The following is a 21,906-nucleotide window of genomic DNA, read 5'->3' on the forward strand; positions in this document are numbered from 1 at the left end:
TCTCATTTACATATACTGACCACCATTAATATCCAGGTTAGCTCCGGTAATAAAACCACTAGCTGGAGACACTAAAAAAGCGACAGCATCAGCAATTTCTTTAGGCTGACCCAAACGACCAACAGGGATACTTGATATTATTGAATTAAGTACATCTTCTTTTAAAGAAGAAAGCATGGGTGTTTCTATGTAACCAGGAGAAATCGTATTCACTGTAATACCCTTACTTGCTACTTCTAGCGCCAGGCTTTTGCTAAAACCATATAAAGCAGATTTAGTAGAGGCATAATTACATTGACCAAATTGACCTTTTCGTCCATTGATAGAAGAAATACTTACGATGCGACCATAACCTTTATCAATCATTATTGGGATAACATTACGAGTCATATTAAATACACTCGTTAAATTGGCTTCAATCACGCTATGCCAGTTTTCAGGAGTCATTTTTCGCAAACTGCAATCATGAGTAATGCCTGCATTATTAACCAGTACGTCAATATGCTGATAGCGCTCCATGACAAGAGAGATTAATTTTTCACAATCTGCAAATTGGGCTATATCGCCGTAAACGATATCAATATCAAAACCCAGCTTTTTTTGCTCTTCTTGCCATTGTTTCGCTTCTTCATGTTTCCCATGCTTAAAATAACATGCCACAACCTGGAAGTCGGAAGCCAATCGCTGGCAAATAGCGGTACCAATCCCCCCCGTTCCTCCAGTTACTATTGCTACGCCTTTCATCATAAACAACTCCCTGTTATTGCTATAATTAAGAAAATTTAAATTAAAAACCCATCACTTTTGAAACAATTGAAATGATGGGTTTGAATATGGCAAAACAATTACTTATAAACAGGAACATATCCTTTTATTTGTTGCGCAAACTGTTTTAAAACTTCAAGGCCAGACTCTTCGGCCTGTCTACACCATTGCTGCAACGCATCAACTAACTCTTTTTGAGTAGACGCTGTTTTTAGCCAAATGTTTTGTAATGATTCCTTGTAGGCATACACAACACGTAATTGCTCACGAGCCTCAAGCAAATTGGATAAACGAGCTTTCGCTTTCGTGGTCAACAAGCAATTTTCACGTCTCAAAAGGCTTCCAGCACGAGAGAATAGTTTTTTATCTTCCTTGCTTTCAACACTGTTACTTTTCTCTTGTTTAAGAATTGGTCTAATCACACCTTTATAATAATTTGACATCACTTGGAAGCGATTGGAAACTACCGCTTTCACAGTATCTAAATCGATCTGTAATTTACCTTCGTCCATAGCAAGTTTGGGTGGCAATTTTTTAACTTTAGCTAGACCTAAAAAGGAAAGAATACGAATATACATCCAACCTATATCAAATTCCCACCACTTCACCGAAAACTTTGCTGAAGAAGCAAAAGTATGGTGATTGTTATGTAACTCTTCCCCGCCTATCCAAAAACCCCAGGGAAAAATATTTCTTGCTGCATCACGGCACTCAAAGTTTCTATATCCCCAATGATGCCCAATACCATTAATGACTCCGGCAGCAAAAAAAGGTATCCACATCATTTGAATTGCCCAAATGGTAATTCCAGGCGCACCAAATAAAAACAAGTCCATTAGGAACATGAGCCAAATTCCCTTGGCAGAATGGCATGAATAAACCTTGCGCTCCAACCAATCTGTAGGGGTGCCGTGAGAATACTTGGCAACCATCCCTCTATCCTTACGTGCTGTGCGATAAAGCTCGGCTCCCTCCCAAAATACTTTTTTAATACCAAAAACTACAGGACTATGAGGATCTCCTTCTACATCTGCTGATGCATGGTGCTTACGATGGATAGCAACCCAATCTGCGGTTACCATTCCAGTAGTTAACCATAACCAACAACGAAAGAAATGACTGACAATAGGATGTAAAGTCAGAGCTCTATGTGTTTGATTCCGGTGAAGATACAACGTTACTGCTGCGATAGTAATTTGCGTCATAATCAATGTCGCAACTACATATCCCCAAAAAGACAGGTTTAAATAACCAAAAACCATAATTACTCCACTTCAAATGCAAAACATGCAAATTAAAAAAACTCATCCCTTAGTTGAAACTCAATAAAACTCAAACGTCCTTATATATTATATATGATACTAATAAAAACACAATTTTACGCTTTACATTGCAACATTTAATTAAGTAGCCGATAATTATAATAATTAAGTTTAGGAATAATGATATGAATGAGAAATTTCCATTTGCAAAAATATTTGAGACTCTAGTCCCTTTCGTTATAGCAGGGATGGCAATTGCATTGTTCTTAGGCCTGTTATTCATGTTCTCTTATGTTTTAATTTGGGGCGTTATCATCGGTGCCACCCTATGGGTCATAGCGACAATAAGGCAAATTTTATTTTCAAAATCTAAAACAACCACAGAAGTAGTCAAAAAAAGTGAAGGTAGAATTATAGAACATAATGATAAGAAATAATGCCAGAATTACCCGAGGTTGAAACCACAAAAGAAGGAATTAAACTCCATCTGGAAGGACAAACAATTAGCAGGATATGCGTTCATAATCCGAGGCTTAGGATACCTGTTCCTGATCGTATAAATGAACTTTGCGCCGGTAAAAAAATTCTTGCGATTACTCGTAGAGCAAAATATATATTAATCCAACTATCTCAAGGTCATCTTCTCATCCATTTGGGAATGTCAGGACACTTGAGAATGGTCGAATTGAGCAGCATTCCCCAAAAACATGATCATATTACGGTGGCTCTAAATAATAATCTTTTATTACGATTTTATGATCCTAGACGATTTGGATTATTTCTTTACATTGATAAGAATCCATATAAACACCCACTTCTTGCCCATTTAGGCAAAGAACCACTTTCAGAAGAATTTAATGGCCATTATTTATTCCAAAAAGGAAAAAATAAAAATAAACCGATTAAATCATTCATCATGGATAATAAGATTGTCGTAGGTGTAGGTAATATCTACGCGACAGAGAGTCTTTTTTTAGCTAAAATTCATCCCAGCACCCCCACGAAAATACTCTCTGAAGAGACCCAACTCAAATTAGCCAAGCACATTAAAGAAGTGCTACAGCAAGCCATAGCATGTGGAGGCACCACTTTAAAAGATTTTTATTCTTTCGATGGCAAGCCCGGTTATTTTAGCATCTCGCTTAAAGTATATGGGCGAAAAAATCAACCGTGTATGCAATGCCAGCATCCAATTGCATCAGTTATTCTTGGAGGACGTAATTCTACTTTTTGTCCTAAATGTCAAAAGCAGGATCCCTAACAACTAAATTAAAACTTCAGTTACCATAGCCAAGTATGGTTTTCTATAATAATAAAAAACGCTCTGGGCAATCCATTCAACTTGCGTTATATTAGCGCTAACTTTTTTTATAGCACCCATAATGAAAATAAATCAATTTAGAACTGCCTGGGTTATTTGCGCTTTAATGTTTTATACGGCAGTAACCAGCATTCGCTGTATCTTTAAGTATTTTCTTAGTACTTTAAACCGCCCATGGACAGACAAGGCACTACACCATTGGGTTGATCAATTATTGAATGAAGTTCAAGTAGAATATAAAGTCGTTAATCCTTTCAATGTTCAACCACAGGCAGGAAAAGCGACTATTATTATGTGCAATCATTCAAGCGCCTACGATATCCCACTTGCTTTCAAGGCCTTTCCAAATCACTCCATTCGCATGCTTTCAAAAAAAGAGCTTGCCAAAATTCCCTTGATGGGCAAAGCAATGGCAGCAGCGGAGTTTCCTTTTATAGATAGAAAAAATAAATACCAGGCTATTAAGGATTTAGCTTTTGCCCAGCAACTCATGGAAAGCGGTATTATCATGTGGATTGCTCCTGAAGGGACTCGCTCCAAAGACGGACAACTTGGCACTTTTAAAAAAGGAGGCTTTATCACTGCGGTTCAATCTAAAGCCACAATTATTCCCATAGGAATCCGTGGAGCAAATAATATTCTACCCGCTCGAAGCTTTAATATTCATTTAAAGCAAAAGGCAGAAATACATATAGGCAAACCAATTGATGCGGCTCAGTTTACTTTAGAAAATAAAGATGTATTGATAAAACAAACTTTTAATGCCATCAAAGAATTGGTGGGAGAACGTTAATCTATTCCAGCTTAATTTTAACCGGCATGCCAAAAACCGCGTATTTTTTTTGTATCACCTTATTTGGTTTTATGATAGCAAGAAGCTTGTTCTCTCGGGTTGCTAAGGGATTAATTTCTGATAATGGCGTTTTTTCAGCATAACTCGGTGTATTTACAATAAAACCGCTTATTTCCTCATTATCAGGAAATATAATATTTATTTTTTTTCCCTGATAAATATCTTCCGCATATTTAGGCTCAATAAAGGCTACGATGCGTAAATTCTTATCAGTAACTATGCTCATTAAATTTTGCCCTGCTGAAACAAACTCATCTTGGTGAGTTGAAATATTCATTATCGTACCATTATCAGGGGAACGCAAAGCAAAATAGCGCATTTTAGTTTTGATTTGCTCAACTTCATTATCAATTTCTAATATTTTCCGTTTAAAATTTACTTCGATTAAAGTAGCTCGTTGCAAAGATAACTCTTCGATTTTTTGAGAGAGCTCTACATATGACCTTACAGCAGTTATATAGTTTTTTCTTGCTTCCTCTAATTGCAACTCAATTAGGTCACCATTTTTGGAATAATTTTTAAAGCGCTCATAAACTAATTTGCTGGTTTCGATATCCTGCTGACTGATATTTAAAGCTTGAGAAATTTGCTGGCTATTATTTTCAACCAAAGAGTTCATAAGCTCAATAATTCGCTTTTTTTCCACTTGCAAATAGGCTAATTTTTCTTCGACAAGCGGTGATGCAAATTGCAAGAGCTTTTGGTTGGCAATTATTTTTTCACCCGTGCGTGCACTAAGTTTTTTTATATAGCCATTCTCTGGGGCTCTAATTGTCACCGTGTCATAGACTATTAAACCTGGAAATCGAATTAGGACATACTCAGTAAATAACTCATAAAATAAATAAAGCAACGGGATACTTAAAAGCAAAACCAAAAGCACCCATCTTAGTTTAGGGGTCATTCTCGATCCACTCCCATACTTAACTGCTAATCCAGTTGGGGTGGTGTTTTTTTTCCACTTGATTCCCATAATTCTCGCATTATATTATTTGGTCTTTCTAATCACCCACCAAGGTGCCATAGATGAATCTCTATGTCCTTTAAACAATATCTCATTTAAAATAAATAGCGCAGCACTAAATCTTAATAGTTGTTGATAAGCAGGCATTAAAAACAGCCATCCACTCATGTAGACATCTTGTTTTGGACGTTCGGAAACTAAAATTAGATACAATATATACATAAAGATTTGGGCTAAAAAATAGTATATATAGATAATTAATGAGACAGACAAAAGGATCGACACATTGAACTTAGCTAATAAAATTAGCGTATACAATAGAATAATAAAAGGAAGAGCAATCTGATAATACAGGCCATACCAAATAAAAAAAAGCATGCGGGTTGGCTTCAACATCCTGGTACTAAATTTTCGCCAATGACGTCTCACTAGAATATAATATAAATCACCATCCCACCGAAGACGTTGCTTCAATAATCTTCGTAATGTTATCGGCGCAGCAGTCCAGGCAACGGCAAGAGGCTCATGAACAATTTTCAAGTAAGGATATTTATTAATATAGGCATGGAGACGAAATGTTAAATCAAAATCTTCTGCGCTACCATTTAACCAGCCGCCAATTTGTTTTAAAAATTTAGTTCTAAATACACCAAAAGCCCCTGATATATTATTTGTAACATTAAGTTCTGTTAATCCATAACGACCTAATTGAATGCCTATCATGTATTCAATTGCCTGGAGCCTTGTAAGCCAGGAGTCTTTAACATTTCTTACTCTAACTGCCCCAGATACAGCGATAACATGAGGATCAATAAAGCGCGCAGCACTTTTTGCAATGGTCTGATTATCTATAGAAGTATCTGCATCCAGCATTATTAAGACATCTCCCTTAGCTAATTTTAACCCTAAATTCATAGAGCTCGCATGTCCCCCTCTTGATGACTTTTCGATTACGGTAATGGTCCGGCTGGGAGGAGTCTGATAAGTCATTGCAAGTTGTCTCGCATAATGAACCGTTTTTTTGTTAATCTGGGCATTGTCAATAATTATGAGTGTTTGAATGTTTCCTGAATAAATTTGTTCGGCTATGGCACGAACAGTGATAAGTACCTCCTCGAACGTTTCGTTATAACACGTGATTACAACAGTTACAAAAGGAGCATAAGTCTTTATTGTTGCGGGTGAGTTATATTCTTTTAACCACGCCTTGATGCTATATAGACAAATTAAAACGTAATAGGGCATTTCTAAAATGACCACAAAAGGAAAAAAAATTAACAAAAAACTGGTCATATTTCCTGAGCTAAATAAATAAGCCAGGTAAAAATAGATCTGATTGCATAAGTCAATCATAATTTTTTTAACTCGCTATTGTAGAGTTCATTAAGCACGAGATCTTTACTTATATTTTTTTCCAAAAGTTCACTGGAATGCATCATTGTTAGGTTAATCTTTATATTAAGATTTCCAACCTGCTGTTTTTGGGTAAATGATTGAATTCGCTCCAAAAGAGTGATGCAATTTTGAGCTGGAGTCATCGGTAGAAGAAACACCAGCACGTTATCGTCCCTGGCAATTAAATCACTATCTCGTAAAAGAACACGTATCCGCTCAAAAAACTCCAGGGTCAATTGTTCGGTTTTTAACATTCCATAGGTAGCGACCAACTCATCTTCATTGGTAATACTTAAAGAGATCAAACTAAAGTGTAGTGCAGCGTGTCGTCTCGCTAGCAATAATTGCCATGTTAATATCAACATAAAAACGCTGAGCTCAGTGAGCTTAAGAAATTGTTCCGCTTCTACCATTATTTCTTTATCAACGCCTTGAGCAATCGCTTGACCTCTAGAAGCAAGTGTATATTCGTAAAGTTTACGTGATTCTAAATTTTCAGGTGGTGTTAATTTTGAACAGACCATACACAATGCCTTAACGTTCTCCTCAAAAAAACAAGATTTGCATGTTTCGCAAATTTTATCTTCCATTGGTTTATCATAGTCAATGCCAATATGGCGTAATGTACTTTGACAGCGAATGCAAGTAAGGGCATGTCCATGCAAAAAATCAGATAAAGGTGCAATATTACCGCACGTAAAACAATGAACGAATGACTTGGTGGTGATGTTGCTGGACTCACAGTTAGGGCAACAATTTTTAAAATTGAGTAACCCGGAATAGCAATGCGGACAGGATTGAATTTCATCAACTATTTGATGATGCACAAGTAGCTTGCGTGACTCCATATTTTCGAGTATGCGCCAACTATCGGTTGAATTATCTTGAAAATTAAATGCAGCCAGCAATGGATAGTAGAAACCTGCAGGATTATGGTAGTTTAGTTTACAACTAATAACAAAATCATTGCGGACGTAAGCATAATAAATGAGTAGACTCTCAAACTCGTCAATATTCGTTATATACTCATTTATTGAAATAATTTTTTCCTGAATTTTTAAGGCAATGTCCAATGAGTCGTCGTTAAATATGCCATCAATAATTTGATTTAAGAAGGGATCCTCTTTACCCAAATAAAAAATAGGTATTAGCTCATAATTGGTTTTTTGCCTGACCTTAGTAATCAGTGAATAGTCAAAAGATTCATCATTGCTATTAAACACAACAAAAGAGCATCCCGACTGGGGCAATTGCTCAATGTTAGCAATAGTCTCAATCGGTTTATCTATGATAGTATCAGATAGATTTTGGCTGATAAAATAGCCTACAAGCCGCTCGTACATGAACAATATTCCCTTTCTAAAAATTTAGAGCAAAAGCAAATGTCATTATTGATCTCGAAGACAGCAATTAGGGTTATAAACCTTCTTAATGACAACTTTAAACCCCTAGTATTTTACCCCATATCCTCTTTGTTGCTTGACAATTGATGCAGCCAAACCCATATTTCTTGGATCGGATGCGGCTGTTAATATATTAGCTTTTTTATCCCACGTAATTGTTTGCATATCACCATAATATTGTCCTAATGGCATCAAATGATATCCCATAATTTTTAGTCCTTCCTGGATTGGTGGTGGAAATGTATCCGGTTCAAACTGTAACAAATCAGGTAAATACTGATGATGAAAACGCATGGCGGAAACCATGCTGATTGCTCCATAAGCGTCATTAAATACTAAAGCGGCAATTAACACCATAGTAGGGATTCGACTGCCTCCTGGTGTGCCTAAAATCGCAACTCGTTCCGGTTGTTCAAGAAAAGTAGGAGTCATGCTTGAAAGAGGTCTTTTACCAGGTTCAATGGAATTTTTATCTGCACCTACAATACCAAAAACATTTTCTTCACCAATTTTGCTGGAAAAATCATCCATTTCATCATTCAATAGAACACCAGTTCCATCGGCAACAACGCTAGAGCCAAAAATATAATTTATGGTCATCGTTGCAGCAACACGATTTCCTTCTGCATCAATAATCGAGATATGTGTTGTATTTGTAGAGTTGGGCGAATTAGTTGTCGATTTTTTTGTTTGACTTTGTAAAAGTGAACTCGCAGTAGCTTTATCTGGTGAAATTAGGGTGCTCAGTTGCTTACCATTTTCTGCAGATATTAATTTCTGTACAGGAATAGTCACAAAATCAGGATCCCCTAAAAAAGCCTCCCGTTGCCAATAGGCAAGTCGCATAGATTCAACCAAATAGTGTACCCATTGCACCTTAGACAATGAAGCAAGCGAATAGTGAGACAATATATTCAACATTGTTAATAAAGCAATTCCACCTGCCGAAGGCGGTGGTGCCGTAATAATAAGCATATTGTGGTACGCCCCGATTAAAGGCTCTCTGACCTTAATCCGATATTGCGCTAAATCAGCCAATGTCCAAATACCCCCAGCTGCATTAACACCTTTAACTAGTTGTTCTGCCACTTGACCCGAATAAAAACCTTGTTCCCCCTTTATAGCAATTAATTTTAATGTTTTCGCCAGATCCTTTTGTACCAAGCGCTCGCCGATTGAATAAGGCCTGCCATCTTTTAGAAAAATTGCAGCGGTAGCCGGATATTTTTTAATTTGCTCCAATCTATCTTCATTTTTCAAGAAAGTATAAAGCTGTTTATCTACTGTAAAACCTTCCTCTGCCAATTTAATAGCCGGGGCGAGCGTTTTTTCCAAAGGCAATCGCCCATAGTGTTTTGCAATATATGCTAAAGCGGCTGGCTCACCGGGAATTGCTGCGGCCAATCCTCCATTGAGAGATAAACCTGGGACTACACTACCATCTGGTGCCAAATACATGTCCTTTTTAGCAGCCATAGGTGCTGTTTCACGGGCATCAATAAAGATATTTTTATGTTGTTCTGCTAGGTGCAACAGCCAAAATCCGCCTCCTCCCAGACCAGAATGATAAGGTTCAACTACACCTAAAACTGCAGATACAGCTACAGCGGCATCAAAAGCATTCCCTCCCTGAGCTAAAATTTCCAGTCCTGCATTTGTAGCTAATGGATGAGCACTCGCCACCGCATAACCAGGAGGTCTTGCATCAGATTGCATAGCAAAACCATTTGTAGTGGCAAAAAATAAATTAGCACAAAGTACAAGACAAATGCCTTTATAAATTTTACGTAGCTTGGTTTTCATTTTGTCTCTTTTTTAATTCTCTTACAACACAAGCAGGAACAAACTGAGAAATATCTCCATCTAAAAATGCGATTTCCCGCACCAGAGTAGAAGAAATAAACATTAAGTTTTCTGATGGGGTTAAAAAGATAGTTTCTATTTTTTTTGATAACTTTCGATTCATTCCTGCCAATTGAAATTCATATTCAAAATCGGACACCGCTCGTAACCCCCGCAAGATAATTCCGGCATTTTGCTCTAATACAAAATCAATTAATAAGTTCTCAAAACCTAGAACACAAACCCCTGGTAAGTGTGCAAGAGACTCTTTCAACAGATTAATTCTTGTCTCCATCGGTAAAAAAGGACGTTTTGCCCTATTGCTTGCTACTCCCACAACAATTTCAGGGAAAATTTTAGCTGCTCGGGTGATAATATCAACATGTCCATTCGTAACAGGATCAAATGTGCCGGGATAAATTGCTTTTAATTTCATCATGGTTAAGACTAATTGCATATAGCAACAGTCTAGCGTATTGTTAATTGAAAAACTACAAAAAAGGACTTGAGGTGATCAATGAATAATTTAACAAAATTAGCAATAATTCCTGTTTGTCTCTTAACCGCCTGTGCTCCTCCTCGACCAGCAGCTGAATTACCTGAAAATAAGGTCATGCCTGTTGAGCAACGCAAAGAAAAAACCGAAACGATTTCATCATGGGAAATTCGTGGTGCTATGGCAGCTAAAAGCAAATCTAAAGGATGGTCTGCAACCATGAATTGGGTTCAAAATGGCCCCAATACTTATCAAATTCGTTTAATGGGTCCTTTAGGAGGAGGAACAGTACTGATCGATAAAAAAGGGAGTACAATTACCTTCCAAGATGGCCCCAAAAAAATTACCTCTCACAATGCTGACGAATTACTTGCACAACAAACTGGTATTAAACTACCTGTAAATAATCTTTATTATTGGGTTAGGGGATTACCTGCCCCTGGTTCAGTTGCAGCAGAACATAGAGATCAATATAACCATCTTACCCAATTAAAACAAAGTGGATATACAATTAATTTTGCTAAATACACTTCAGTCAAAGGCACGGATCTTCCAAGTATGATTCATTTACAAGGAAATGGAGTAATGGTTAAAGTAGTCATTCAAAACTGGACAGTATAAATTTATCCAGTAATTGGTTACTCGATGAGCCCTATCAAAGGCTCATCCTATATGTTATTATTTCTTTGATGTCAATTCCTAATTTACTTAAAATTTATAAAAAATTATTGCTTTCAAAGTTGACATGTTTCAAAAACCACTGCAAAATACGCAACACATTTGTAGGGATGAACGTAGTTAATGCACGGAGTATTTTAGAATCTACAAATTATAGGGGTGTCGCCAAGCGGTAAGGCACAGGGTTTTGATCCCTGCATACCTAGGTTCGAATCCTAGCACCCCTGCCACTTTCTTGTTGATTCAAGTAAACAGACAGCAGAAGATAACCTGGAAGGATGCGTTCTTGTAATGCTCAAATAATAATAATATCTTTTTGGCTGTCTTCTGCTATGTGTTTAAGTTAAATGATTAACCTAGATCGAAGGCTTTATACACATGTCCACAATGATGATTTTTTCCGGGAATGCAAATCCGGAGCTAGCACAGCAAATTTCTTCTCATTTGAAAATACCTATTGGCCAAGCCACTGTTGGTACTTTTAGTGATGGAGAAACCATGATTGAAATTTTAGAAAATGTCCGTGGTAAGGATGTTTTTATAATTCAATCCACATGCGCGCCCTCAAATAATAATTTAATGGAATTATTAACTATGGCAGATGCATTAAGAAGATCATCTGCAGCACGAATTACAGCAGTGGTTCCTTACTTTGGTTATGCACGTCAAGATAGGCGTGTTCGATCTGCGCGTGTCCCTATTACGGCAAAAGTTGTTGCTGATATGATGGCATCTGTCGGCATTTGTCGAGTTCTTACAGTTGATTTACATGCTGATCAGATCCAAGGCTTTTTTTATATGCCTGTTGATAACGTTTATGCTACTCCAATACTGCTTGACGACATCACAAAACAAAATTTAAAAAATATTATGATAATTTCTCCAGATGTAGGTGGCGTTGTTAGAGCTAGAGCTGTAGCCAAGCGACTTGATCATGCGGAATTATGTATTATTGATAAACGCCGTAGTGGCCCTAATAAGTCAGAAGTAATGCATATTATTGGTGATCCGACTAATAAGAGCTGTATTATTGTTGATGATATTGTGGACACAGCTGGTACTCTTTGCTCTGCTGCCCATGAGCTCAAAAAAAATGGTGCCCACAGTGTAAGAGCATACATTACCCATCCTGTACTATCTGGGCAAGCAATAAATAACATTAAAAACTCTTGTCTTGATGAAATAGTGGTAACGGATACCATCCCCCTGTCAGCTGAGGCACGTACATGCGAAAAAATTCGTGTTGTCAGTTTATCCGAAATGCTGGCGCAAGCCATTAAACGAGTCAATATAGAAGAATCTGTTAGTTCCATGTTTGCTGAATAAAGCAGATGCTGTAGCCTGGAGTCAAGCTACAGCATCTAATAGCCTATCGTTAAAAATGAGCTACAACCTAAATAGATAACTCCAATTTTTAGAAGTATTTACAATTGTACCTAAGTACTGGTAAGCATTCGGACAATGTATAACCTAATTAACAAACACTAAATTAGATTGAGTTTCAAGCCCAACTCCAAGTTTTAAAATAACGCCATCTCTTGCTATTGCTGCGGATGCAATCACTTTTTTTGCATCAATTTTCTTTATCTGTATGCCTTTATTCTTCGGGCGATGTACTGGTGTGAGGATACTATAGATTCTTAATTCGTTAAGTGGGTGTCATCACTTTTAAGATATAACTGACTAAAAAGGAGCTGATTAGCTCCTTATAAAACTTAAATTTAAACTAATCACGAGTGCCTACGTATTTATCATCAAAATAACGGCGCAATTTAGTTCTCAATGTTCCTCGACTAATACCTAACATTATTGCAGCTCTGGATTGATTATACTTGCAATGCTCCATAACAGCACGAAATAATGGGGTCTCAATTTCTTCGAGTACAAACTGGTATAAGTCAACAGGATCAGTTCCTTTAAGTTCTGAAAAGTATTTTTGCACTGAAAGAGTTACGCTTTCAGCCAGAGAAGCGGTGTTATCCACTACTTCATTACTGATTGTTGTCATTATTATTAGCTCCTCTTTTTAAAAAAAGTATATTACCGAATCAAGCCACTTGAAACAAGTGCCAATGAAAAAATCCGCATTAAAAATCAATACTCAATATTCATTACACATTCAAAAAGTTCTAATTAGGTGTAGATTGCTTTGGCATACTACACCTTACAAAAACTTTTTAATTATTATCTAAAACTTCATCATTGAAGGATCATAAGGCTTGCCATTAATTATGAATTTACCCTGCTCCAGGGAAACTTCGATGACGTAATCTGTACCTTGAACAATAATTAAACCAGATTGCTGTAATGCATTTAATTGTTTCTCAGTCTGCATATCCGCTAATTGCTCCGCAGTTGGTGCTGGCTGATTGGTTTTATCTGTAGCTTGATTAGCATTTTGCGCTTGCTGATTGGTTTTGCCTGTAGCTTGATTAGCACTTTGCGTCTGCAATTGTTGCACCAGGGTTTGTTGTAAATCAGGCTCTTTAGCTAACTGCTGTAGTATTGATTGTTTTAAAATTTCTTTTACCGCTTCGGCAGGGACTTGTAATTTAGCTTTACCCTCAATTTTCTGCATTAACTCAAATGGATTGGAATTCTCCCCTTTAGGCAAAGTAACATAAAGGTTTCCTTCGATCTGTCCTTGAGGAATTTTAAAGCTGAGTTGCGATATTTCAAACTCTGCACCCTTACTAAATAACTTTGGTAACTCGGGCAATAAAGCGAGCATTGCTTGTTGGCGTTGCACCTCATCGCCATTTTGCATGGCTCGTGTTTGTTCATTGATTTTAGCTAATACATCAGCATCAAGATTTCTTAACGCAACCTCTAAATCTCCTGGACCATAATTTTTATCATTGGCTAACATGGATTTTAAGCTGACGTTAAAATGTGTATTAAAAAGGTGTTGCTCAATATCGCTATCTGATTTAATGACAAGCCCATTAATTTCAAACATTTTTTGATCTTTAACATAAACATCAAAAATGGGTAGACTAAAGTTTGCATCACCCAAATACAATCCTGCGGGTGTTTCGTGCAAATCATAATCACTAGTCACCTTGCTTAATGTAATTTTGGTATCGTCTTTAATTGCATTCAATCCATCTAAAACCACATTACCGTTAACTTTGGTTACTCCCGAAGTCATGGTAGTACTAGAGTTCATGCCTAGCCATTCAAAGCTACCAGAACCATCTTTTGCAACTAATTTAAACGTAGGTACTTTAAAGTCCACGGTGCTTTCATTAAGGTAATTGACAAATATACTTAAATCCAATTGTGGCTTTATTGAGTCTTGTGTGAATTGTGCATTAAACTGATCATTATATTGTGGTGGGAATGGGAAAACAGCTTCTGCATAACCTAATCCAAAACGTATATGATTATTAGCAACAATAACCGGGCCGTGATGAATTATTAATGGCATCTCCGTCCTATAATCCTGAGCAGGAAGAGTTTGAGATTGGCCATTAGCATCTGTTACAACACGCTCAGGAACATGTAAACGCCATTTAATTTTAGCTTCAGAATCAAACATTCCTCTGTGGTAATGTTCAATATCAGCATATAAACCGTTTGATTGATCGATTACTTCAATAGTCTTTCTGATTGACTTTTCAGTAAGAACACCCATGCCATAATATCCGCCTAGAATTAGAACGGCCAGGATAATCACTAATCCTGCAAATTTTTTCATTCTGTTCTCCATGTTATTAATTCGCTACAACAAAACTACAGAACGAAGTATAACAGCAAATAACATAGGAGTGCGATACGCTTATAAAAAAACAGTCCCAGTAATTTTACGGCAATGAACAAACAAGATTAAGTATGTTTTATTGATTTGCAATTAGTTTCTTTAACCATAATAGCTAATATTAATGCAATCAAAGAACATAGTGGCAATATTTTTAACCCAGCCTGAAAATCTGACAACAACAGAGTTTCAACATTATAAGCACGAGCCCCTGAAACCATATCTACTAAGCGTCCGACTAAAGGTTGTAATAAAGCACCAACAAATATTGATATCATATTTGTGAATGCAATTGAAGTTCCAATAACATTTCTATCGTGGATCTCAGTAGAAACTGCATAAGCAATAGCAACCCCTGTGTTGGTAAGACCAAAAGCAAAGAACAGTAAATAAGCTGAATTTTGACTTAAATTTGTGCTATATACAAATAAACTTGTGAAAATGATTCCAAAAATTGCAGAAAAAATCATAAGTGGCTTGCGACGTCCCATTCTATCTGAAAGCCACCCAGATAAAGGACCGCTAATCCCCCAACCTATAAAAATTAATCCTGTAGCAAACGCAGCTGCATGCGCACCCAGTCCTCTGCCAAATTGCAAATAAGCAGGGCCAATTGCTTCCCCAATTACAGCTGTTGGACCAAACAAGAATCCTGCATAAAGCGCGTTATACCAAGTTTGTCTGCAAGATAATACGATTTTTAAACTCTGCAAGATGCTTAATTGGTTTATGGAACGTACCTCACTTCTATGTTCTCCAGGCTTATCTTGTACAAATTGGTAGAGCAAAGCAGCTAAAGCAATAAACAGGAATGCAATAATTAGCATGCTATGGCGCCATCCAACATTACTCACCAAAAAGGACACAGGAGCCTCTCCTGCTGCAGCACCTAACATCCCTAATGCCTGGGTTAAACCGGCAAGTAAACCTAACATTGTCGGAGGAAACCAAGAGGTCGCCAATCGTAACGAGCATACAAAAGCAAACGCAGCACTAAAGCCTATGAGCATTCTACCGATTGACCCCATAAATAGACTTCCTGCCAAACCAAAAACACAGCAACCAAAAGCAGTGACTAACGACATCACAGTAAGTAACCAACGGATACTTAAACGATCTACTGTAAGACCTACGGGAATCTGCATCAAAATATAGGGTATATAAAATGATGCAGTTAATATGCCGAAACCCGCTTCATTGATTCCAAAATCAATTTGCAAGTACCGATGCATCACCCCAGGAGCCACACGAGCCATATAATCTGAGAAATAAAAAGCAGCAGCCAATCCCCAAACTAACCAAGCAAATCCTAAATAACTCTTACGGTTATAAATTTCTACTTTAGATTCATGCATTTTGTTCATAAATTCTCTGTTTTAATAAAAATTATAATTCGCTTTGTTTAATCGAAGGGTTACTAACCGCATTGGTATATCAAAAAGCAAAGCCCCGCATTAGGGCTATTTCATTTTCTACTAATGCTAGAACATCGACTGTAGTATAAATATCAATAGGCCCTAATATTTATACAAAAATGAGCAAAAAAACTGCAAAGCAAGGATCACATTATACTGCTGTTGTCATTTATTTCAACACATGGTTTGATTTCTTTTGTATGAGCCTCTTCCTAGTACCCACAGATATACTAAGTGTTACTCTACATACAGATTATGGTTATAATAATCGTGCTATTTAATTTTTTTAAGGCTTAAAATGAATGCTCTTAATCTTGCAATAAAAGAAGCCCTTCTTTCAGAAGGAAACTCGAAAGAGGCGAACAAAGCTTATCTTGAGTTTATTAAAGCTAACTTCATCATTCCAGTTGAACAAAGCACTGATGAAGAGCAACCTAAAGTGCTATTTTTGCAAGAAAATGGCCATGTTTTTTTACCTGTATTTACAGAAATAGATTTTCTTAATTCCTGGGCTTCAGAAATAGCTGAACAGATAAAGCTTCTCAAATTATCCGGAGTAGATTTACTTACAGGTATCGGTGACAATGTCACTGTATGCCTTAATATAGGCAGTGAACTATATAAAGAATTCAATCCATCTGAAATTACACGTATGCGTTCAATTGTATTAAAACTATTCAAAAAATAATTTAATATCTATAATCCTAAATTTCCGACCTATTTTATTATTATGCCATTTCCTTCTCCCTGTTGGGAGAAGAGAAATTAGACTAAATTAGAAACTACATAAATAGGCGAGTTATGTTTTTGTAGCCATTCTTCTAAATTTTAGGCTACCAACTCAAATAATTGGTATCCAACTAATGCGGAAGCAGCTATAGCACCACTGATTTCAATAACCAACGATAAAAAACTGTGTTTATGACAATACACTTGGTCATTTGCAGCTGCTTCATTAGTTGCTGGCAGCACTTCTGGAACTTCAGAGTTTAATTCAAAAAGTGGTTGCTCTCCTTCCATTGCATCCCACCATCCTTCTAGCCAATGTTTCGCTTGTTGACTGCCTTGATGGAAAGGATTATCGTCTTCGGCTACATCAGAAAGAGCGCATTCATATCCAAATGCGTAACTATCCTCGTAGCTTGGATGATCAATGTTAAAACGTAATTTAATATGTGGTAGTAAGGCTGTTATGTCGTTCATGATTGTACCCTCTATTTATGTATTCAGTATGCTTATTAATACTGTCAATAATTTTTACATTTAAAACAATTTTACGACTTTAATTTAACGCTTATTTACCAATTCAAAACATTTACAAATTTTTGACAATTTTTATTTTGTTAAGAAATAATAGTTATTTTTATATTTCTATAATTATATAAGCAATTTGCAGGCCAACTTTTTTTGTTTCTTAAAAAGCCAAGAAAATTAGAAGAAGAACAATAAGGGAGATACAATATAAATATGAGATGTAAATTTACTTTTTGCCGGCAAAATTTGCCATCATGGTGCTAAACGATGGTATTTCCATTGCCCATCTTGCCGAAAATATTGAATTCGATCATGCAAACGATTATCCCTGCCCTGCCAAAACTCTATTTGGTCAGGAATAATCATATATCCACCCCAATAGTCTGGGCGTAAGACAGGTTGTTGTCCATGTCTTTCTATCAGTTCATTTAAAGCATTTTCTAATGATTGCCTATCTTTAATCTCATGGCTTTGTGGTGAGACAATTGCGCTGAACTGACTTTTAATTGGCCTTGATAAAAAATATAAATCTGATTGTGTAGCCTCGACTTGTTTGACGTATCCCCGAACTCTAACCTGTCGTGCCATTTGCGGCCAATAAAAATTAAGTGCAGCATGAGGATTCATTTTGATTTGTGCTGCTTTTGTACTTTGATAGTTTGTATAAAAAATAAAGTTCCCTTCATTCAAACCTTTTAACAATACAACTCGAGAATCAGGATGCCCTTGCTCATCTACAGTAGATAAAACCATGGCGGTAGGATCATTTTTCTCGTTCTTTAGAACGTCTTCGAACCATTGCGAAAATTGCATTATTGGATCATCAGGAAGTAATTCTTCGCTTAAATTCAGCTCACCATATTCACGTCTGATATCCGCAATGCTTCGAAAATTTGTCATGAAATACCACTTAACATAGGCAGGTATGCATATACCTTTTTTGATTCTCAATAAATAGCCTGGATATCATTTACTCATCCAGGCTATGTCCTTATCTATTTCCAGCCAGTTACTTCTGCTACTGCATCCCCCAAATCAGCTGGAGAACGTACTGTTCGCACACCGGCTGCTTCTAGGGCAGCATATTTTTCAGCTGCTGTGCCTTTACCGCCTGAAATAATTGCACCGGCATGTCCCATACGTTTACCCGCTGGAGCAGTGACTCCTGCAATGTAAGAAACAACGGGTTTACTCACATGTGACTTAATGTATTCAGCCGCTTCTTCTTCTGCTGAGCCGCCAATTTCACCGACCATAATAATTGCCTGTGTTTGTGAATCTTGCTCAAATAACGCTAAAGCATCAATGAAATTTGTACCTGGAATAGGATCTCCTCCAATACCAATACAAGTACTTTGTCCAAAGCCTTTATCTGTAGTTTGTTTAACAGCTTCATAGGTTAATGTGCCAGAACGGGAGACAATTCCAACTTTTCCGGGTAAATGGATTGAGCCTGGCATAATACCAATTTTGCACTCTCCTGGAGTAATGATGCCAGGACAATTTGGGCCAATTAGCCGCGCCTGGGTATTATTCTCCAAATAGACTTTTACTTGTAACATGTCTAATACCGGTACCCCTTCAGTAATACAGACGATTAATTGAATCCCGGCGTCCGCAGCTTCTAAAATTGAATCTTTACAGAATGGGGCTGGAACATAAATAACACTCGCCTCTGCTTTTGTTTCTTGAACTGCCTCTCGCATAGTATTAAATACTGGTAGGCCCAAATGCATCTGGCCACCTTTACCCGGTGTTACACCACCAACCATTTGCGTACCATACGCAATTGCTTGTTCTGAATGATAAGTTCCTTGCTTTCCAGTAAAACCTTGACACAGTACTTTAGTCTGTTTATTAACTAATACACTCATTGTTAACCTCGAAAATTAGTATAACTATTCACCGCAGTTCATAGAAAAGTTATATCTGGCATATTTAGAACAAAAAAACTCTGTTTATTCTAGCTATGCTGAAATCTAACTTTCCCCCAAGATTTTAAATTGTGATGAATAGTTATAAATTAGTAATTAAGCAACAGCCGCAACAATTTTCTTTGCAGCATCAGTTAAACTGGTTGCAGCAATTACATTTAAATCACTCTTATTTAAAATATCAGCACCAAGTTGTGCATTATTACCCTCAAGACGCACAACTACAGGAATTTTTACATCAACTTCTTTCACAGCAGCAAGAATACCATCAGCGATGAGATCACAACGGACAATACCACCAAAGATATTAACTAAAATACCTTTAACTTTTTCATCAGATATAATAATTTTTAGTGCTTCGCTCACTCTCTCTTTAGTAGCGCCCCCCCCAACATCCAGGAAATTTGCTGGATCGCCTCCATGGAGCTTAATCACATCCATAGTCGCCATAGCCAGGCCTGCACCGTTGACCATACAGCCAATAGTTCCATCAAGTGGAATATAATTTAACTCCCAGTCACTCGCACGATTTTCCCGTTCATCTTCCTGTGATGCATCACGTAAACTCTTCAATTGAGGTTGGCGATACAATGCGTTACCATCAATATTGATTTTGCCATCCAAACAAATTAATTGTCCTGATTGGCTCACTACGAGTGGGTTTATTTCCAATAGGCTCAAATCACACTCAACAAACATTTTGCCTAATCCCATCATTAAATGGGTAAATTGCTTGATTTGATCATCTTGCAAACCTAATTTAAATCCTGCTTCACGGCATTGAAAAGGCATCACACCTACTAGAGGATCCACGATTATTTTGAAAATTTTGTCAGGAGTTTCTTCTGCCACCTTTTCAATCTCAACCCCTCCCTCAGTAGAGGCCATGATTACTACTCTACGGGTAGCGCGATCCACAACGGCACCAAGATATAATTCTCTTCCAATGTCACAGGTTTCTTCGATGAGAACCGCATTAACAGGTTGACCCTGTGCATCTGTTTGGTAGGTTACCAAACGAGTTCCTAAAAGCGATTTCACTACAGAGGCTAATTCATCTTTATTAGCCACTACTTTGACCCCGCCGGCCTTGCCTCTTCCTCCAGCATGGACTTGTGCTTTAACAACCCAACGATTTGTGGATAATTGTGAAGCCACTTGTAATGCATCATCAACACTATAGGCAACTTGGCCATTTGGAACTGGTAAATTATATTTTGCAAACAATTGTTTGGCTTGGTATTCATGTAAATTCATTGCAATTACCTTTCTAAAAAAAGCAAAATTCATCAGCACATACGTGCCAATGAAAAAACTTAAACATTAAGTAAAAGACGAGCGGGATCTTCCAATAGCTCTTTCACACTCACCAGAAATTGGACTGAATCTTTACCATCAATTAAACGATGATCATAAGACAGAGCCACATACATCATAGGACGAATTACAATTTGTCCTTTTTCCACCACAGGTCTTTCTTCTATCTTGTGCATTCCCAAAATACCTGTTTGTGGGGGATTAATGATTGGAGTAGCCAATAAAGAACCAAACACCCCGCCATTGGTTATAGTAAATGTACCACCTTGCATATCTTCCATAGCCAATTTACCTTGTCTGGCTTTTGTTGCAGCATCATTAATTGCCAGTTCAATATTAGCCATACTCATTTGATCTGCATCACGGATTACAGGCACAACCAGCCCTCTATCGGTAGACACGGCAATACCTATATCATAAAAACCATGATACACCACATCTTGACCATCTATAGAAGCATTTACCGCAGGAAAACGCTTTAATGATTCAACAACCGCTTTCGTGAAAAAGGACATAAACCCAAGCTTAACACCATGCTTTTTCTCAAAACTGTCTTTATATTGAGCACGCATGTCCATCACTGCTTTTAAATTAACTTCATTGAAAGTAGTCAGCATCGCTGCGTTATGTTGTGCTGCTAATAAGCGCTCTGCAATTTTTGCCCGTAATCGTGTCATTGGAACACGGCGCTCTTCACGTACCCCCATTTGTACCTGCGTTGTTTGTTCTTTTGGGCTTTCTGCGGGTTTTGATGATTTTTCTCTGCTTGATTCTATATAGGCAAGAACGTCTTCTTTTGTAATGCGACCATCTTTTCCGCTGCCTTGGATTTGTCCTGGCTGAAGATCATGTTCTGCCATCATTCGCCTTACCACCGGACTTGTTGATTTATCTTCTTTAGCACTCACATTTTCTTTTGTAGAATCAGCCTGCTCTGCTTTCTTTTCCTCTTTGGAACCAGCCTTCTTTTCTTCTTTTGGTTCAGCTGCATCGCCTTCCTTTATTTTTGCGAGCAATTGTCCTGAATGGACCGTGTCTCCCTCTTGAAACATTATTTCACTTAATATTCCATCAACCGGAGCTGGAACCTCAAGAACGACTTTGTCTGTTTCTAGATCCAACAAATTTTCATCACGGGAAACTTTATCACCCACTTTTTTATGCCAAGCAGCTATTGTTGCATCCGCTACTGACTCAGGCAAAACAGGGACTTTGACTTCAATCGACATGGTTATACCTTCTTATTT

At 37.3% G+C, this 21,906-nt stretch carries 21 protein-coding genes and 1 tRNA gene; 7 read left to right on the forward strand and 15 right to left on the reverse strand.

Features of this window, described 5'->3' with window-relative positions; all coding sequences use genetic code 11:
* Positions 1-6: 6 nt before the first annotated feature.
* Together phbB and EKG34_RS11235 are read right to left on the reverse strand one after the other, a co-directional pair.
* Positions 7-747, reverse strand: a complete 741-nt coding sequence (phbB, locus tag EKG34_RS11230; RefSeq protein WP_012978790.1) for an acetoacetyl-CoA reductase — start codon at positions 745-747, stop codon at positions 7-9.
* Between the two features lie 98 nt (positions 748-845).
* On the reverse strand, positions 846-2,027 hold the full coding sequence (locus EKG34_RS11235) for a DesA family fatty acid desaturase (RefSeq protein ID WP_003633176.1): 1,182 nt from the start codon (positions 2,025-2,027) through the stop codon (positions 846-848).
* 185 nt (positions 2,028-2,212) lie between these two features.
* On the opposite strand from EKG34_RS11235, the gene EKG34_RS11240 reads away from it, so the two are divergent.
* The 3 genes from EKG34_RS11240 to EKG34_RS11250 all read left to right on the forward strand — a co-directional run bounded on the left by EKG34_RS11240 (position 2,213) and on the right by EKG34_RS11250 (position 4,141).
* Complete coding sequence (locus EKG34_RS11240) at positions 2,213-2,464, forward strand: hypothetical protein (protein ID WP_003633178.1); 252 nt, start codon at positions 2,213-2,215, stop codon at positions 2,462-2,464.
* On the forward strand, positions 2,464-3,288 hold the full coding sequence (gene mutM, locus EKG34_RS11245) for a bifunctional DNA-formamidopyrimidine glycosylase/DNA-(apurinic or apyrimidinic site) lyase (RefSeq protein ID WP_003633180.1): 825 nt from the start codon (positions 2,464-2,466) through the stop codon (positions 3,286-3,288). Before EKG34_RS11240 ends, mutM begins: the two co-directional genes overlap by 1 nt.
* 121 nt (positions 3,289-3,409) lie before the next feature.
* Complete coding sequence (locus EKG34_RS11250) at positions 3,410-4,141, forward strand: lysophospholipid acyltransferase family protein (RefSeq protein ID WP_003633182.1); 732 nt, start codon at positions 3,410-3,412, stop codon at positions 4,139-4,141.
* 1 nt (position 4,142) lies between these two features.
* Here the strand turns inward: EKG34_RS11250 and EKG34_RS11255 are convergent, their stop codons facing one another.
* The 5 genes from EKG34_RS11255 to coaD all read right to left on the reverse strand — a co-directional run bounded on the left by EKG34_RS11255 (position 4,143) and on the right by coaD (position 10,262).
* Positions 4,143-5,174 (reverse strand): HlyD family secretion protein, encoded by a 1,032-nt coding sequence (locus EKG34_RS11255; RefSeq protein ID WP_012978789.1) that lies wholly within the window; start codon positions 5,172-5,174, stop codon positions 4,143-4,145.
* 15 nt (positions 5,175-5,189) lie between these two features.
* Positions 5,190-6,518 (reverse strand): glycosyltransferase family 2 protein, encoded by a 1,329-nt coding sequence (locus tag EKG34_RS11260; protein ID WP_012978788.1) that lies wholly within the window; start codon positions 6,516-6,518, stop codon positions 5,190-5,192.
* Positions 6,515-7,903, reverse strand: a complete 1,389-nt coding sequence (locus EKG34_RS11265) for a TackOD1 domain-containing metal-binding protein (RefSeq protein ID WP_003633185.1) — start codon at positions 7,901-7,903, stop codon at positions 6,515-6,517. The genes EKG34_RS11260 and EKG34_RS11265 overlap by 4 nt, the downstream gene beginning before the upstream one ends.
* Before the next feature lie 105 nt (positions 7,904-8,008).
* Positions 8,009-9,766 (reverse strand): gamma-glutamyltransferase, encoded by a 1,758-nt coding sequence (gene ggt / locus EKG34_RS11270; protein ID WP_003633186.1) that lies wholly within the window; start codon positions 9,764-9,766, stop codon positions 8,009-8,011.
* Positions 9,747-10,262: a pantetheine-phosphate adenylyltransferase gene (gene coaD / locus EKG34_RS11275; protein WP_003633187.1), complete on the reverse strand. Its 516-nt coding sequence runs from the start codon at positions 10,260-10,262 to the stop codon at positions 9,747-9,749. Before coaD ends, ggt begins: the two co-directional genes overlap by 20 nt.
* 60 nt (positions 10,263-10,322) lie before the next feature.
* Here coaD and lolB point away from each other — a divergent pair, with 60 nt between their 5' ends.
* From lolB to EKG34_RS11295, 3 genes are all read left to right on the forward strand, one after another.
* On the forward strand, positions 10,323-10,922 hold the full coding sequence (lolB, locus tag EKG34_RS11280) for a lipoprotein insertase outer membrane protein LolB (RefSeq protein ID WP_003633189.1): 600 nt from the start codon (positions 10,323-10,325) through the stop codon (positions 10,920-10,922).
* Between the two features lie 212 nt (positions 10,923-11,134).
* Positions 11,135-11,209, forward strand: a tRNA-Gln gene (locus tag EKG34_RS11285).
* A gap of 148 nt (positions 11,210-11,357) precedes the next feature.
* Positions 11,358-12,305, forward strand: a complete 948-nt coding sequence (locus EKG34_RS11295) for a ribose-phosphate pyrophosphokinase (protein ID WP_003633191.1) — start codon at positions 11,358-11,360, stop codon at positions 12,303-12,305.
* A gap of 400 nt (positions 12,306-12,705) precedes the next feature.
* Here the strand turns inward: EKG34_RS11295 and EKG34_RS11300 are convergent, their stop codons facing one another.
* The 3 genes from EKG34_RS11300 to EKG34_RS11310 form a co-directional block, all read right to left on the reverse strand.
* On the reverse strand, positions 12,706-12,987 hold the full coding sequence (locus tag EKG34_RS11300) for a helix-turn-helix domain-containing protein (RefSeq protein ID WP_003633193.1): 282 nt from the start codon (positions 12,985-12,987) through the stop codon (positions 12,706-12,708).
* Positions 12,988-13,167: 180 nt separating this feature from the next.
* Positions 13,168-14,679, reverse strand: coding sequence for a YdgA family protein (locus tag EKG34_RS11305; protein ID WP_003633194.1), 1,512 nt, complete (start codon positions 14,677-14,679; stop codon positions 13,168-13,170).
* Positions 14,680-14,807: 128 nt separating this feature from the next.
* Complete coding sequence (locus EKG34_RS11310) at positions 14,808-16,103, reverse strand: MFS transporter (protein WP_003633195.1); 1,296 nt, start codon at positions 16,101-16,103, stop codon at positions 14,808-14,810.
* A 349-nt stretch (positions 16,104-16,452) separates the two neighbouring features.
* Between EKG34_RS11310 and EKG34_RS11315 the strand changes: the two genes are divergently transcribed.
* Entirely contained in the window at positions 16,453-16,842 is a 390-nt protein-coding gene (locus EKG34_RS11315; protein WP_003633196.1) for an SseB family protein, read from the forward strand.
* A 140-nt stretch (positions 16,843-16,982) separates the two neighbouring features.
* On the opposite strand, the gene EKG34_RS11320 is transcribed toward EKG34_RS11315, so the two are convergent.
* The 5 genes from EKG34_RS11320 to odhB all read right to left on the reverse strand — a co-directional run bounded on the left by EKG34_RS11320 (position 16,983) and on the right by odhB (position 21,888).
* Positions 16,983-17,357: a hypothetical protein gene (locus EKG34_RS11320; RefSeq protein WP_003633197.1), complete on the reverse strand. Its 375-nt coding sequence runs from the start codon at positions 17,355-17,357 to the stop codon at positions 16,983-16,985.
* A 303-nt stretch (positions 17,358-17,660) separates the two neighbouring features.
* Positions 17,661-18,308 (reverse strand): pyridoxamine 5'-phosphate oxidase, encoded by a 648-nt coding sequence (gene pdxH, locus EKG34_RS11325; protein WP_003633199.1) that lies wholly within the window; start codon positions 18,306-18,308, stop codon positions 17,661-17,663.
* A gap of 95 nt (positions 18,309-18,403) precedes the next feature.
* Complete coding sequence (gene sucD / locus EKG34_RS11330; protein ID WP_003633201.1) at positions 18,404-19,282, reverse strand: succinate--CoA ligase subunit alpha; 879 nt, start codon at positions 19,280-19,282, stop codon at positions 18,404-18,406.
* A gap of 156 nt (positions 19,283-19,438) precedes the next feature.
* Entirely contained in the window at positions 19,439-20,599 is a 1,161-nt protein-coding gene (sucC, locus tag EKG34_RS11335) for an ADP-forming succinate--CoA ligase subunit beta (RefSeq protein ID WP_012978786.1), read from the reverse strand.
* Between the two features lie 59 nt (positions 20,600-20,658).
* Positions 20,659-21,888 (reverse strand): 2-oxoglutarate dehydrogenase complex dihydrolipoyllysine-residue succinyltransferase, encoded by a 1,230-nt coding sequence (gene odhB, locus EKG34_RS11340; protein ID WP_003633204.1) that lies wholly within the window; start codon positions 21,886-21,888, stop codon positions 20,659-20,661.
* Positions 21,889-21,906: the final 18 nt, after the last annotated feature.

This window comes from Legionella longbeachae (assembly GCF_004283175.1).
GTDB classification, from domain to species: domain Bacteria; phylum Pseudomonadota; class Gammaproteobacteria; order Legionellales; family Legionellaceae; genus Legionella; species Legionella longbeachae.

Coding starts and splice junctions, on each gene's coding strand:
- lolB (WP_003633189.1), top strand. CDS start 10,323: ATGAATAATTTAACAAAATTAGCAATAATTCCTGTTTGTCTCTTAACC.
- EKG34_RS11315 (WP_003633196.1), top strand. CDS start 16,453: ATGAATGCTCTTAATCTTGCAATAAAAGAAGCCCTTCTTTCAGAAGGA.
- EKG34_RS11240 (WP_003633178.1), top strand. CDS start 2,213: ATGAATGAGAAATTTCCATTTGCAAAAATATTTGAGACTCTAGTCCCT.
- EKG34_RS11260 (WP_012978788.1), bottom strand. CDS start 6,518: ATGATTGACTTATGCAATCAGATCTATTTTTACCTGGCTTATTTATTT.
- EKG34_RS11255 (WP_012978789.1), bottom strand. CDS start 5,174: ATGGGAATCAAGTGGAAAAAAAACACCACCCCAACTGGATTAGCAGTT.
- EKG34_RS11250 (WP_003633182.1), top strand. CDS start 3,410: ATGAAAATAAATCAATTTAGAACTGCCTGGGTTATTTGCGCTTTAATG.
- mutM (WP_003633180.1), top strand. CDS start 2,464: ATGCCAGAATTACCCGAGGTTGAAACCACAAAAGAAGGAATTAAACTC.
- EKG34_RS11295 (WP_003633191.1), top strand. CDS start 11,358: ATGTCCACAATGATGATTTTTTCCGGGAATGCAAATCCGGAGCTAGCA.
- EKG34_RS11305 (WP_003633194.1), bottom strand. CDS start 14,679: ATGAAAAAATTTGCAGGATTAGTGATTATCCTGGCCGTTCTAATTCTA.
- pdxH (WP_003633199.1), bottom strand. CDS start 18,308: ATGACAAATTTTCGAAGCATTGCGGATATCAGACGTGAATATGGTGAG.
- coaD (WP_003633187.1), bottom strand. CDS start 10,262: ATGCAATTAGTCTTAACCATGATGAAATTAAAAGCAATTTATCCCGGC.
- phbB (WP_012978790.1), bottom strand. CDS start 747: ATGATGAAAGGCGTAGCAATAGTAACTGGAGGAACGGGGGGGATTGGT.
- sucC (WP_012978786.1), bottom strand. CDS start 20,599: ATGAATTTACATGAATACCAAGCCAAACAATTGTTTGCAAAATATAAT.
- EKG34_RS11320 (WP_003633197.1), bottom strand. CDS start 17,357: ATGAACGACATAACAGCCTTACTACCACATATTAAATTACGTTTTAAC.
- EKG34_RS11235 (WP_003633176.1), bottom strand. CDS start 2,027: ATGGTTTTTGGTTATTTAAACCTGTCTTTTTGGGGATATGTAGTTGCG.
- sucD (WP_003633201.1), bottom strand. CDS start 19,282: ATGAGTGTATTAGTTAATAAACAGACTAAAGTACTGTGTCAAGGTTTT.
- EKG34_RS11300 (WP_003633193.1), bottom strand. CDS start 12,987: ATGACAACAATCAGTAATGAAGTAGTGGATAACACCGCTTCTCTGGCT.
- EKG34_RS11310 (WP_003633195.1), bottom strand. CDS start 16,103: ATGAACAAAATGCATGAATCTAAAGTAGAAATTTATAACCGTAAGAGT.
- odhB (WP_003633204.1), bottom strand. CDS start 21,888: ATGTCGATTGAAGTCAAAGTCCCTGTTTTGCCTGAGTCAGTAGCGGAT.
- ggt (WP_003633186.1), bottom strand. CDS start 9,766: ATGAAAACCAAGCTACGTAAAATTTATAAAGGCATTTGTCTTGTACTT.
- EKG34_RS11265 (WP_003633185.1), bottom strand. CDS start 7,903: ATGTACGAGCGGCTTGTAGGCTATTTTATCAGCCAAAATCTATCTGAT.